The organism is Burkholderia sp. Bp9016 (assembly GCF_003857765.1).
Taxonomy (GTDB): Bacteria; Pseudomonadota; Gammaproteobacteria; order Burkholderiales; family Burkholderiaceae; genus Burkholderia.
The window spans coordinates 1-12,583 of record NZ_QTPY01000054.1 but is presented as its reverse complement, the minus strand read 5'-3'; the positions used below and the strand labels follow the sequence as shown (position 1 = coordinate 12,583).

Genomic DNA, 12,583 nt, shown 5'->3' with positions numbered 1-12,583 from the left:
ATCGTTTCGCGCAACCGCAGCATCGCGGGAATCTCGGTTTCCATCGTCGTGTTGGAACTCGGCACGATCTGGCCGATGCGGTAGGTCTTGCTCATGACGGGAGGCTCCGTGTCGGTAAGGGTGGGGCGGCACGCGGATGCGGAATCGCCTGATTTCGAGCAAAGTCTAGTGTGTACATTTGAAAATGGCAATGGATCAAAATGATTGACGATCGATTTGGAGTATTTGAGTGCGCGGATTATCCGGGATTTATTGGTGTTTTCCCGTATATCTCGGCTGCCGTCAACAATCCTCTTGTCCGGAATAAATTGAGTGTGTACGCTATATTTACGCCATTCAATCCGCCCGTTCTCGCACCGTGTTCGGCGACGGGCCCACGATCAGGAGATCCGCATGAGCAAACCCCGTATCGCAATCATCGGCGCCGGTCTCGGCGGCACGGCCGCGGCTGCGCTGCTGCAGCGCGGCGGCTACGACGTCGCGCTGTACGAGCAGGCGCCGGCGTTCTCGCGCCTCGGCGCGGGGATCCATCTCGGCCCGAACGTGATGAAGATCATGCGGCGCATCGGCTGCGAGGACGCGCTGGAGACGATGGGCTCGCATCCGGATTGCTGGTACAGCCGCGACTGGCAGACGGCCGACGTGCTGTCGCAGATTCCGCTCGGCGACTACGCGCGCAAGACGTACGGCGCGAGCTACCTGACCGTGCATCGCGGCGATTTCCATGCATTGATGACGCAGGCGGTGACGCCCGGCACGATCCGCTTCGGCAAGCGGCTTGCTGCGGTGGAGGACACCGGCAGCGAGGTGCGCCTGACGTTCGCGGACGGCAGCGTCGATACGGCCGACATCGTGATCGGCGCGGACGGCGTGAATTCGCGGATCCGCGAGCACCTGCTCGGCGCGGAGCCGCCGCGCTATACGGGCTACGTCGCGCATCGCGCGGTGTTCCCCGCGTCGCTGCTCGGCAACAAGCCGTACGACATGTGCGTGAAGTGGTGGTCGGAAGATCGCCACATGATGGTCTACTACGTGACCGAGAAGCGCGACGAGTATTACTACGTGACCGGCGTGCCGCAGGCCGACTGGCCGGAAGGCGTGTCGATGGTCGACAGCAGCCGCGACGAAATGCGCGAAGCGTTCGCGGGTTTTCATGCGGATATCCAGCACCTGATCGACGTGTCGCCGTCGATCACGAAGTGGCCGCTGCTCGAGCGTGATCCGCTGCCGTTGTGGAGCCGCGGCCGTCTCGTGCTGCTCGGGGATGCGTGCCATCCGATGAAGCCGCACATGGCGCAGGGCGCCGCGATGGCGATCGAGGATGCCGCGATGCTCGCGCGCTGCCTCGACGAGGTCGGCATCGGCGATTACGCGGGCGTGTTCGCACTGTACGAGGCGAATCGCGCAGCGCGTGCGTCGAAGGTGCAACTCGTGTCGCACAACAACACGTGGCTGCGCACGAACGAGGATCCGGCGTGGGTGTTCGGCTACGACGTGTTCGGCGTGCCGCTGGAGTCGCCGTCGCGCAGCACTGTCGCGGCCGTCGCCTGACGCACCCGAGCCCCCGGCGCCGTGCGGCGCGCGCCGTATCGCGGATCGATGCGGCGGTACGCGCGCATTTCGGCGTGTTATACGTGAGCAGTGTGCGCGACGCCGAACGTCGCGAGCCGGCGGTCATGCCTGCCGCCGGCCCGGCCCCGGCGCGCACGCTGCCTTCCGGATCCATTCATGTCCCATCCCGCTCCTTCGTCGCGGCCGCTCGCATTTTGCGTGAACGGCACGCCGCATACCTTCGACGATGCGGCGCCCGATGCGCCGCTGCTGCTGGTCCTGCGCAACGACTGCGCGCTGAACGGCCCGAAATACGGCTGCGGGTTCGGACAGTGCGGCGCGTGTACGGTGCTCGTCGACGGGCAGCCGACGCGTGCGTGCGTCGTGCCGGCCGCCGCGGCCAACGGGCGCGATGTGACGACGCTCGAAGGGCTCGGCTCGCGCGACGCGCTGCATCCGATCCAGCGCGCGTTCATCGACGAGCAGGCCGCGCAATGCGGCTATTGCCTGAACGGGATGATCATGAGCACGAAGGCGCTGCTCGACCGCGATCCGTCGCCGGCCGATGCGGCGATCCGCGCCGCACTGCGTTTCAACCTGTGCCGCTGCGGCACGCATCTGGAGATCATCCGTGCGGTGCATCGGGCCGCGCGTTATCTGCGGGGCGACGGCGATGAAGCATGACCTCGGCCTGACCGCGAGGCCCGAACCCGATACAACACGGGACGAGCCGCGCGGTGAAGTCGTCGCCGAGTCCGCGCGGCGCCGGGCCGATGCGGCGCGCACGCATCGCGCGCGTTACGAATGGCCGATCGGCGACACACGCGCGCAGGCATCGTTCAGCGTCGAAACCCTGACCGCGCCCGACGGACGGATGACGACGTGGCGGTATCGCGCGCAAGCCGGCGCGACGCCGGATGCGCTACCCGCGGCGACGGACGGCGGGGCATCCGCGCCGTCGTCGCCGTTCGTCTACCGGCACGTGCGGACGTCGATCGAAATCGCCGACGCCGATCGCGCGATTCCCGGCCATGCACACGCATTCGCCCGCGAATCCTTCATCGACGAACTGGCCGGTACGCTGGGCCGCGATCCGGTCGCGCTGCGTCTGCAGCATCTCGATGCGTCGTGCGATGCGGGGCCGCGCGAGATTATCCGGATGGTCAGCGAACGCGCCGCATGGGGCGAATCGACCGCAGCCGAAGCGCATGCGCAGCCGGATACGCGTGTCAGCGGCCGCGGCTTCGCATTCGACGGCGCCGGCACGCTCGGCGCGCCGCTCGACAGCGGGAAGCCGCGAGCCGATGCCGCGCCCGACAGCGCCCCGCACTGGTCCGCGTGGGTCGTCGATCTCGACGTCGATCGCGCGACGGGCAACGTCGCGGTGCGGCGCGTGGTGGCGGGGCAGGGCGCGGGCGAACCGGGTCAGCCGTCGATGGCCGGTCTGCCCGCGTGGCAGGTCGAGGCTGCGATCTCGCGCGTGATGGGCACGCGGTTGTCCGCGCGCCCTGCGCATGACGAGACCGGCAACGGCATGCCGCCGGATACGATCGCGCATGAACTCGTCGCGTTCGAGCCGGCGACCGCCGGTGCCGATCGCGCGCAGCCGTTGTCGACCCGCGATGCGCAATGTATCGAGCAGGCGGCCGCCCCGGCCGCCGCCGCGATCGCGAACGCGCTGTACGACGCGACGGGCGTGCGGTTTCGCGCGCCGCCGTTCGACGCCGCGCGCATTCGTGCGGCGCTGGCACGGCCGGTGCCGGCCGATCTCGCCGAAGGGCAATCGGGCGCACCGCGCCGCCCGTCGCGCTGGCGCCGCTGGCTGGCCGGCGGCGGTGCGGGCGGCGTGGTCGGCGGGCTGATCGGGCTCGCATGCGCGATCCTGCCGGGCCCCGCGCCGATCGCTCCGCTCGCGCCTGGCGGCGCGGACGGCGCGATGTGGAGCGCGGCGACGCTCGAGCGCGGCCGCCTGATCGCGCTCGCCGGCGATTGCGCGGTATGCCACACCGCGCCCGGCGGTGCGACCAATGCGGGCGGGCTCGCGCTCGACACGCCGTTCGGCACGATCTACACGACCAACATCACGCCCGATCCGGAAACCGGCATCGGCGCATGGTCGTATCCGGCGTTCGCGCGCGCGATGCGCGAAGGCATCGGCCGCGACGGCACGAATCTGTACCCGGCATTCCCGTACACCGCGTTCGCGAAGATGAGCGAGCCCGACCTGCTCGCGCTCTATGCGTACCTGATGGCGCAGCCGGCGGTGAAGCACGCGCCGCCGAAGACGAAGCTGCCGTTCCCGCTCGACCAGCGGCGTCTCGTCGCCGGGTGGAACTGGCTGTTTCACGACGCGCGGCCGTTCGCGCCGGATCCGGCGCGCTCCGCGATGTGGAATCGCGGCAAGTACCTGGTCGACGGGGCCGGTCATTGCGGCGCGTGCCACACGCCGCGCAACGCGCTCGGGGCTGAGAAGGGCGGGCGCGCGTACCTCGCGGGCGGCGAGGCCGAAGGCTGGATCGCGCCGCCGCTCGTCGCGTCGCCGGCCGCGCCGGTGCCGTGGACCGAAGGTGCGCTGTTCGACTATCTGCGCACGGGCTTCTCCGCCCAGCACGGCGTCGCGGCCGGGCCGATGGCGCCCGTAGTCGCGGGGCTCGCATCGTTGCCCGAATCCGACGTGCGGGCGATCTCGCACTATCTGGCGTCGCTGTCGCCGTCCGTCGATGCCGCCACGGCCGCGGATGCGGCGACCCGTCGCGCGCACGGCGCGGAAGCCGTCGCGACGCTCGGCCTCGAAAGCGGCCGCCGCGCGTTCGATACCGCATGCGCGGTCTGTCACGCGGAATCGGGCGGCGTCGGGCATCTCGGCGTGCGTCCGTTGATGGGGCTCAACACGAGCGTCAGCCAGGCCGCGCCCGACAATCTGCTGCGCGTGCTGCACAACGGGATCGACCAGCCGGCCACCGCCCGGCTCGGCTACATGCCGGGTTTTCGGGACGCATTCGACGACCGGCAGATGGCCGAGCTCGCCGCGTACATCCGCGCGCGCTACGCGCCGGGGCAACCGGCGTGGCGCAATCTGGAGGAGGCATCGGCGAGGATCCGGCGCGAGGGCGCGCACTGACGGGCGCGCGGGGCGCGACGCTCACGCCGGCCCGGCCTCGCGCGGCAGCCGGGAAAAGCGACGCCCCGGGGCCGCGCAGCACACCGCGCAGGCCGTAAATCTTGCCGGCATCGGTTCATCGTTTAACCATTAGAAACAATGTGTTCACCGAAAGGGGCATGATCTCCGGCGATCGGACAGGCATACTGTCGCCTATGTTGCTCAATGCCGTCGAATCGACGTGCGCTTGCCCCCCATGTCTATCCCTGTCCCTTTTCGATCCCTGCGATGGTTGACCGTCGCGGCTGCTGCATGCTTGCTCGCCGCGTGTTCGACCGCTTCCGACGTGACCGCGACGTCGAACCCGAACGTTTTCACCGTGACGACGCGCACGCTCGGCGTGTCGACGACGTGGGCCGACGCCCATGAAAAAGCCGTCACCGAAGCCACGAACTACTGCTCGCAGCGCGGATTGCGCGCGAGCTTGAAGCAGGAGTCGGTGACCGGCGGCCGCCGTGTCGACGCGCGCTCCGAGCTTGCGTTCGAGTGCCATCCGACCTTCGAGACCGCGTCGAATCCGCGCGGGTAAGCGCCGGTCGCGCGTTCGCGGCGCCCGCGCCCGGGTTCCTCCGAATGTGATCCGGCCCGCGATGCCGTTGACGGGCATCGCGGGCCGGCGCACGTCCGTTTGCCGCGTTACGCGGGTTGCGCTTCGTACAGCTTCACGCACGCGGAGAAGTCCAGCGTGCCGAGCCCTTGCTGGCTCATCGACTGATAGAGCTGCTGCGCGAGCGCGCCCATCCACACCGGCTGCCGCGCGTTGCGTGCGGCTTCCGTCGCGAGCCCGAGATCCTTCAGCATCAGGTTCGCCGCGAAGCCGCCGGCATAGCCGCGCGCGGCGGGCGCCGCTTCGTTTACGCCCGGGTACGGGTTGTACGTGTCCGAGCTCCAGCAGCGCCCGGTCGACGTGTTGATGATCCCGGCCAGCACCGAAGGCTCGATGCCGAGCGCCGCGCCGAGCGCCATCGCCTCCGACACGCCCATCATCGAGATCCCGAGCAGCAGGTTGTTGCAGATCTTCGCGATCTGCCCGGTGCCCGTGCCGCCGCAATGCACGACGTTCCTGCCCATGTCGAGCAGCACCGGGCGGATGCGCTCGAACAGCGCGTCGGGCGCGCCGACCATGAAGGTCAGCGTGCCGGCCTGCGCGCCGCCGGTGCCGCCCGACACCGGTGCATCGGCGAGCGGGAAGTCGCGCTGCGCGGCCGCTTCGGCCACCGCGCGCACGGTGCCCGGATCGATCGTGCTGCAGTCGACGAATGTCGCGCCGGCGCGCGCGCCGGCCAGCACGCCGTCGTCGCCCAGGTAGACGGCGCGCACGTGTTGCGCGGCCGGCAGCATCGTGATGACCAGCGCGCCGCGCGCGGCCGCATCGCGCGGCGAGGCGGCGGCCGTCGCGCCCGCGCGCACCGCGGCGTCGACCGCGTTCGCGTCGAGGTCGAACACCGTCAGCGCGTGGCCGGCCTTGAGCAGGTTGGCGGCCATGGGGCCGCCCATGTTGCCGAGTCCGATGAATGCGATTTCCATGTGCGGGCCCTCGCTCAGCGCAGCGCGATCGTCGTGTTCACGCCGCCGGCCGTCGCATCGTCGTCGAACCAGCGCGCAGTGACCGTCTTCGTCTGCGTGTAGAACTGCACGACCTGCTTGCCGTACGGGCCGAGATCGCCGAGCTTCGAGCCGCGCGAGCCGGTGAAGCTGAAGTAGGGCACCGGCACCGGGATCGGGATGTTGATGCCGACCTGGCCGACGTCGATCTCGCTCTGGAACTTGCGCGCGGCCGCGCCGCTTTGCGTGAACAGCCCCACGCCGTTGCCCATCGGGTTCGCGTTGACGAGTGCGATCGCTTCGTCGAGCGTGTCCGCTTCGAGCACGACCACCACCGGCCCGAAGATTTCCTCCTGGTAGATCGACATGTCGGTCGTCACGCCCGAGAAGATCGTCGGGCCGACGAAGTTGCCCTGCTCGTAGCCGGGCACCTTCACGTCGCGGCCGTCGAGCAGCAGCGTCGCGCCTTCCTTCACGCCGGCGTCGATCAGCGACAGGATGCGTGCCTTCGCGGCCTTCGACACGACCGGACCGACGTCCGTGCCGGCTTCGGCGCCTGCGTTGACCTTCAGTGCCTTCGCCTTCTCGACGAGATCGGGCAGCCAGTCGCGCGCCTGGCCGACGAGCACGACGACCGACGTCGCCATGCAGCGCTGGCCGGCCGCGCCGAAGCCGGCGCCCACCAGCGCGTTGATCGACTGCTCGCGATGCGCATCCGGCAGCACGACGGCGTGGTTCTTCGCGCCCATCATCGACTGCACACGCTTGCCGTGCTGGCTGCCGAGGTTGTACACGTGCGTGCCGACGCGCGTCGAGCCGACGAACGAGATCGCCTTGATGTCCGGATGTGTGCAGAGACGGTCGACCACGGTCTTGCCGCCATGCACGACGTTCAGCACGCCCTGCGGCACGCCGGCCTCGATCGCGAGTTCGACGAGCTGCATCGTCGACAGCGGATCCTGCTCCGACGGCTTCAGCACGAACGTGTTGCCGCACACGATCGCCATCGGGAACATCCATAGCGGAATCATCCCGGGGAAGTTGAACGGCGTGATGCCCGCGCATACGCCGATCGGCTGGCGCAGCGTGTAGGTGTCGACGCCGCCCGCGACGTTCTCCGCGAATTCGCCTTGCTGCAGCGTGCCGATCGAGCACGCATGCTCGACCACTTCGAGGCCGCGGAAGATGTCGCCCTGCGCGTCGGGCAGCGTCTTGCCTTGCTCGGCCGTCAGCGTCTTCGCGATCCGTTCGAGGTTGCGGCGCACCAGATCCTGGAACTTCAGCATGATGCGCAGGCGCGCGCCGATCGGCGTCGTCTTCCACGTCTGGAACGCGCGCTGCGCGGATGCGATCGCGGCATCGACCTCGTCGAGCGTGGCGTACGGCACGCGGCCGATCACTTCCTGCGTCGCGGGGTTCACGATGTCCCCCCATTCGGCGCTTTGCGATTCGACGAACGCGCCGTCGATCAGCAGCTTGGCGGTGGGCAGGGCGAGGGTGGTCTGGGGAACTGCGGCGTTCATGGAACTCTCCGGGAAACGGTGGTGCGAAGAAAAATGGGGGGCTGCGTCCGTCGCGCGTGCGGCCACGGCGGACGGCAGGTCGAACTGGAATCGGGTCGATGCGGGCCGCTGCACTCGGGTGTGCTCATGCACGCGGCGGACGCATCAATGCGGTACATGCGAGCGCGAACACGCCGAAGCCGACGAGATAAGCGATCACGTAATGCGGCTGGCCGCCGCCGGCCTTGAGCAGCGACGTCGCGATCATCGGTGCGAAGCCGCCGCCGATCACGCCGGCCAGCTGCACCGACAGCGAGATGCCGCTGTAGCGGATTTCCGCCGGGAACTGCTGCGCGAACAGCAGCGACTCGGGCGCATACAGGATCGGGAACACGACGCCGAGGCCGAGCACGATCGCCCACCACGCATACGACGTCTGCTGCGTGCCGAGCATCATGAAGAACGGCGCGGCGAACGCGCACATCAGCACGAGGCCGATCGCGAACATCCGGCGCTGGCCGATGCGGTCGCTGAGATGCCCGCACAGCGGCATCGTGACGAGCGACAGCGCGGCGCCGGCCGTGATCGCGTGCAGCATCCCGGCCTTCGGCAGATGCAGCTGCTGCGTCGCATACGCGAGCGCGAACGTGACGACCATGTAGAACCACGTGTTCTCGGCGGCGCGCGCGCCGACGATCGTCAGCACCTCGCGCGGATGGCGGCGCAGCGCGGCCGTCACCGGCGACTTCTCCGCCTTGCCCTGCTTGCGGACCTTCTCGAAGTCGGGCGACTCGGGCACCTTCGCGCGGATGAACCAGCCGAGGCCGACCAGCGCGATGCTCGCGAGGAACGGCACGCGCCAGCCCCACGACAGCATGTCGGCGTCGGGCAGCGCGGCGACCGCGGCCATCGCGACCGACGACAGGATCAGGCCGAGCCCGACGCCCGTCTGCGGCAGGCTGCCGAACAGCCCCTTGCGGCCCTTCGGTGCGTGCTCGACGGCCATCAGTACCGCGCCGCCCCATTCGCCGCCGACCGCCATCCCCTGCAGGAAGCGCATCGCGATCAGCAGCGCGGCGGCCCAGTAGCCGATGCTGTCGTAGGACGGGATCAGCCCGATCACCATGCTCGGCACGCCCATCAGCAGCAGCGTGATCATCAGCATCGACTTGCGGCCGATGCGGTCGCCGAAGTGGCCGAACACGATGCCGCCCATCGGCCGGCCGATGAAGCCGACCGCGAACGTGCCGAACGCGGCGAGCGTGCCGACGACCGGGTCGAGCGACGGGAAGAAGATGCGGTTGAAAACGAGCGCGGCGGCGGTGCCGTAGAGGAAGAAGTCGTACCACTCGATCGTGGTGCCGGCCATGCTGGCCCAGCCGGCCAGCAGGTAGTGCTTCGCGGTGCGGGCGGGTGCCGGCGCCGCGGCGGTTGCATGCTCATCGAGGGTGGATCGGGTCTGCATGGTGTCTCCGGTTTTATTGCCCGCGGCTCATGGTCCTCAGGTCACGGTCGAGTATAGTTATGCGCAGATCCATGATGTACCGACAAGAAAACCGGTCGGATATGCATTTATGCATATCGACGGCCGGCCCGGAGATATAGCCCCTTTTTCCGCCGATGCGACACGCCACCGAGCCGGTTTCCGGCAACCTGAACTGGGACGACCTGCGTTTTTTCCTCGAAGTCGCCCGCACGCAGCGTGCGAGCGGCGCGGCGAAGCGGCTCGGCGTCGACTACACGACCGTCGCGCGGCGCATCCGCGCACTCGAAACCGCGATGGGCACGCTGCTGTTCGACAAGTCGCGCTCCGGCGGCTTCACGCTGACGGCCGAGGGCCAGCGGCTCGTCGCGTACGCGGATGCGATGGAGACGACCGTGCAGTCCGCATGCGACCAGGTCGCGAATACCGGCCAGGCGCTGTCGGGCCATGTGCGGATCGGGTCGACCGAAGGGTTCGGCTGCTTTTTCCTCGCGCCGCAGCTCGCGCGGTTTCGCGTCGCGCATCCGCATGTGACGGTCGACCTGTTGCCGGTCCCGCATTTCGTCAACCTGCCCAAGCGCGAGGCCGATCTCGCGATCACGCTCGAGCGGCCCGAGCGCGGGCCTTACGTGGTCACGAAGCTGTGCGACTACCAGCTGCGGCTTTATGCGACGCGCGACTATCTCGCGAACCATCCGCCGATCACCTGCACCGACGATCTCGCGCGGCACGCGTTCATCAGCTACGTCGACGATCTCGCGTTCAGCAGCGAGCTGCTGTACCTGGAGCGCGCGGTGCCGGGCGCAACCGCCGGGCTGCGCACGACGAGCGTGATCGCGCAGGTGTTCGCGGCGCTGCAGGGCGGCGCGCTCGCGATCCTGCCGTGCTTCATGGCGGCCACGCAGCCGGCGCTGGTGCCGGTGTTGCCGGACGACGTGGTCGTCACGCGCTGCTTCTGGCTGACCTGTCGCGAGGATCTGCGCAAGCTGCGGCGCGTGACGGCGCTATGGGATTACCTGCGCGCGGCGGCGGATGCGAATCGCGCGTTGCTGATGGGGGAGTCGGAGCGGTTGCGGTTCGTCGGGGATCCTGAATAGCGGACGGGCGGGCGTCGCGAGGGTCGCGACCGCGATTCAGCCGGTTATCGGAGGGGAGGGGGAGATGGCATTGACGCATGCCGGCAAGGTGTTCGTGGTGTGTGTCGCCGTATTCGGCGTGACCGCCTATTGGCTGGCGTCGCGCATGGTGCGCCGCCAGTCGGGCGGCAAGGGCGGTTCGAATGGCGGCGCGGTCGCGTTCTGGTGGCTCGTGTGCTTTTGCCTGGTGTCGCTGTGTTTCCCGTTCGCGTACTGGATTGGCGACGAGTTGTACGTGCTGGCCGTTTCGCCGAAATACCCGGCGACCGTCGTGTCCTACCAGTCCGAGTGGGACACCTGCGAGCGCCGCGACAGTTCGGGGCGAACCTCGACGTACCGGTGCATCAAGTACACGTCGATGCTGGAAGCCGTGCTGCCGGACGGCCAGCGGGTCGTGTTGCCTGGCAACATCCGCTCGGGTAGCATGCCGGTCATCGGCGAGGCCGTCGACGTCGTCTTGCCGCCCGGCTCGGGCCAGTTGCACGAACGCAGCGTGCGCAGCGTCGGCCTGCTGGCAGGCGGCGCGCTGATGGTCGCGATGCTCGGCTATTTCCTGTACCTGATCGCGGCTTACGGGGCGGGGAAGACGCTCGACGGCGCGGCCCGCATCGGGATGGCCGTGGTGCTGAACGGGCTCGTGCCGCTCGGCGCGCTGCTGATGGAAATCGGCTTCCTGAGCGTGCCTTACCGCTACTGGGCGCACGGTAATCCGCAGCAGTGGCCGGTGTGGGTGCTGGGGCTGTGCATGCTGTTCGCGCTCGCGCTGCTGCCGTTGCTGATCCTGTATGCGCGCAACGCGTGGCGCGCCGTGGCGAAGTAGCATGTGCGCACCGACAGCCGCCAGGACACGGTCGTGGAAATTCATTCGCAATAGCGTTCGATTGCCGGCCCGAGCATGTATGGCCGCATTTCCTGCGCGCGCGGATGGACGACACGCGGCCGCTGCTGTTCCGTCCCGGCGTGCCGAAGCCGGTCAGTTGCCGCGTGCTCGAAGGCACGCCGGCCGTCGGCCATACGCGGCAGTGCACGACCGATCGCGGCACCATCGACCAGCGGATTCTCGTGCTCGATGAAAATCGCCGGCTGTGCTACCGGATGGTGGCGCCGACGGTCTGGTGTCGCGACCGGACGTTCCGCCCGCCACGCATCGCGAGCGGCGCCACCCCGGTCATGCCCGGCCGTCGCTCACCCCGGACAACCGAGCCGGTCCGCGAGTTCGTTCAGATCTTTAACGTCGAAATCCCACGCGTCGTCCGCTTTCAGGTCGGTCGTCTGGGCAGGCCCGTGTTCGGTCGGGCGCAGCACGAACGCGGTGGACAGCCCCAGTTGCCGCGCGGCGGCGAGATCGCCGTTGTGCGCGGCGACCAGGCACAGCTCGGCCGGCGCGATGCCGAGAATCTCGACCGCTTCGGTATACACCTTCGGCGACGGCTTGTACGCGCGCGCGACTTCGGCGCCGAGAATCGCGTCCCACGGCAGGCCCGCGTGTTTCGCGACGTCGATCATCAGCCGGATATTGCCGTTCGACAGCGGGGCGATCACGTAGCGCCGTTTCAGGCGCTGCAGCGCCGCGACGGCATCCGGCCACGGATCGAGCCGGTGCCACGCGAGGGTGAGCGCATCGATCTCCGCATCGGGTACGCCGTCGATGCCGTAGCGATCGAGCGTGCGCACGAGATTCTCGCGATGCAGCACGTCGAGCCGCACGTAGCGCCTGCGTCCGCTGCGGATCTCTTCCATCGACGGCGAATATTCGCGCCGCCACGTATCGGCGAATTCGAACGGGTCGAGCGCCGGCGCATGGCGCGCGAGGAATGCGCCGGCATCGCGCGCGACACCGTTTCTCCAGTCGACGATCGTACCGAATACATCGAAAACGAGCGCCTTGATCTCGGCAGGATTCGTCATGTGATTCCGTGAAGGTCGAACGGGGGGAGACGGCACGCGGCGTTGCTGCAATGCGCGATGCCGGGTCGAACGACATTGAAGCACGGATGGGAAAGCGCGGCTGGCCGCGATGGACGGCGAGGCGGCCGGCGAGCTGCCGCGTGGTCCGGACGCACGGGCACCCGCCGGGGCCGTGTGGCCCGGGCGGGTTGGTTCATGTCACGCAGGGTGCGTCCAGGCGGGAATCAGCTCTTGTCGTACGAGAACTGGATGCCGGCGGTGCCGCCGGTCTGGATGAACAGGTCGATGAACGCGGGGA

At 68.8% G+C, this 12,583-nt stretch carries 10 protein-coding genes and 2 pseudogenes; 6 read left to right on the top strand and 6 right to left on the bottom strand.

Annotated elements, in window-relative coordinates; all coding sequences use genetic code 11:
* Window positions 1–95 (bottom strand): annotated as a pseudogene (locus tag DIE13_RS32020) (Asp/Glu racemase); the annotation flags it as partial.
* A 298-nt stretch (window positions 96–393) separates the two neighbouring features.
* Between DIE13_RS32020 and DIE13_RS32015 the strand changes: the two are divergent.
* From DIE13_RS32015 to DIE13_RS32000, 4 genes are all read left to right on the top strand, one after another.
* A complete protein-coding gene (locus DIE13_RS32015) occupies window positions 394–1,551 on the top strand; it encodes an FAD-dependent monooxygenase (protein ID WP_124830974.1) in 1,158 nt (385 codons plus the stop codon).
* 177 nt (window positions 1,552–1,728) lie between these two features.
* Window positions 1,729–2,235 carry a (2Fe-2S)-binding protein gene (locus DIE13_RS32010; RefSeq protein WP_124830973.1) on the top strand — a complete coding sequence of 169 codons (507 nt, stop codon included), beginning with the start codon at window positions 1,729–1,731 and terminating at the stop codon, window positions 2,233–2,235.
* Window positions 2,225–4,672 (top strand): cytochrome c, encoded by a 2,448-nt coding sequence (locus DIE13_RS32005; protein ID WP_124830972.1) that lies wholly within the window; start codon window positions 2,225–2,227, stop codon window positions 4,670–4,672. Before DIE13_RS32010 ends, DIE13_RS32005 begins: the two co-directional genes overlap by 11 nt.
* Before the next feature lie 235 nt (window positions 4,673–4,907).
* The gene (locus DIE13_RS32000) at window positions 4,908–5,240 is read left to right on the top strand and encodes a hypothetical protein (protein WP_124830971.1); all 333 of its coding nucleotides are present in this window, start codon (window positions 4,908–4,910) and stop codon (window positions 5,238–5,240) included.
* A gap of 107 nt (window positions 5,241–5,347) precedes the next feature.
* Here DIE13_RS32000 and mmsB read toward each other — a convergent pair whose 3' ends face one another.
* The 3 genes from mmsB to DIE13_RS31985 form a co-directional block, all read right to left on the bottom strand.
* On the bottom strand, window positions 5,348–6,238 hold the full coding sequence (gene mmsB / locus DIE13_RS31995; RefSeq protein ID WP_124830970.1) for a 3-hydroxyisobutyrate dehydrogenase: 891 nt from the start codon (window positions 6,236–6,238) through the stop codon (window positions 5,348–5,350).
* A 14-nt stretch (window positions 6,239–6,252) separates the two neighbouring features.
* Entirely contained in the window at window positions 6,253–7,779 is a 1,527-nt protein-coding gene (locus tag DIE13_RS31990) for a CoA-acylating methylmalonate-semialdehyde dehydrogenase (RefSeq protein ID WP_124830969.1), read from the bottom strand.
* A 124-nt stretch (window positions 7,780–7,903) separates the two neighbouring features.
* A complete protein-coding gene (locus DIE13_RS31985) occupies window positions 7,904–9,223 on the bottom strand; it encodes an MFS transporter (RefSeq protein ID WP_124830968.1) in 1,320 nt (439 codons plus the stop codon).
* A gap of 155 nt (window positions 9,224–9,378) precedes the next feature.
* Between DIE13_RS31985 and DIE13_RS31980 the strand changes: the two genes are divergently transcribed.
* Window positions 9,379–10,338 (top strand): LysR family transcriptional regulator, encoded by a 960-nt coding sequence (locus DIE13_RS31980; RefSeq protein ID WP_124830967.1) that lies wholly within the window; start codon window positions 9,379–9,381, stop codon window positions 10,336–10,338.
* A gap of 64 nt (window positions 10,339–10,402) precedes the next feature.
* Window positions 10,403–11,197, top strand: a complete 795-nt coding sequence (locus DIE13_RS31975; RefSeq protein ID WP_124830966.1) for a uracil permease — start codon at window positions 10,403–10,405, stop codon at window positions 11,195–11,197.
* Between the two features lie 365 nt (window positions 11,198–11,562).
* On the opposite strand, the gene DIE13_RS31965 is transcribed toward DIE13_RS31975, so the two are convergent.
* A complete protein-coding gene (locus DIE13_RS31965) occupies window positions 11,563–12,285 on the bottom strand; it encodes a haloacid dehalogenase type II (protein ID WP_124830965.1) in 723 nt (240 codons plus the stop codon).
* Window positions 12,286–12,509: 224 nt separating this feature from the next.
* Window positions 12,510–12,583, bottom strand: a pseudogene (locus tag DIE13_RS33645) (hydrolase); the annotation flags it as partial.

Bases quoted from the DNA above. Each gene is read 5' to 3' on its own strand.
- DIE13_RS32015 (WP_124830974.1), top strand. From the start codon at position 394: ATGAGCAAACCCCGTATCGCAATCATCGGCGCCGGTCTCGGCGGCACG.
- DIE13_RS32010 (WP_124830973.1), top strand. From the start codon at position 1,729: ATGTCCCATCCCGCTCCTTCGTCGCGGCCGCTCGCATTTTGCGTGAAC.
- DIE13_RS32005 (WP_124830972.1), top strand. From the start codon at position 2,225: ATGAAGCATGACCTCGGCCTGACCGCGAGGCCCGAACCCGATACAACA.
- DIE13_RS32000 (WP_124830971.1), top strand. From the start codon at position 4,908: ATGTCTATCCCTGTCCCTTTTCGATCCCTGCGATGGTTGACCGTCGCG.
- mmsB (WP_124830970.1), bottom strand. From the start codon at position 6,238: ATGGAAATCGCATTCATCGGACTCGGCAACATGGGCGGCCCCATGGCC.
- DIE13_RS31990 (WP_124830969.1), bottom strand. From the start codon at position 7,779: ATGAACGCCGCAGTTCCCCAGACCACCCTCGCCCTGCCCACCGCCAAG.
- DIE13_RS31985 (WP_124830968.1), bottom strand. From the start codon at position 9,223: ATGCAGACCCGATCCACCCTCGATGAGCATGCAACCGCCGCGGCGCCG.
- DIE13_RS31980 (WP_124830967.1), top strand. From the start codon at position 9,379: ATGCGACACGCCACCGAGCCGGTTTCCGGCAACCTGAACTGGGACGAC.
- DIE13_RS31975 (WP_124830966.1), top strand. From the start codon at position 10,403: ATGGCATTGACGCATGCCGGCAAGGTGTTCGTGGTGTGTGTCGCCGTA.
- DIE13_RS31965 (WP_124830965.1), bottom strand. From the start codon at position 12,285: ATGACGAATCCTGCCGAGATCAAGGCGCTCGTTTTCGATGTATTCGGT.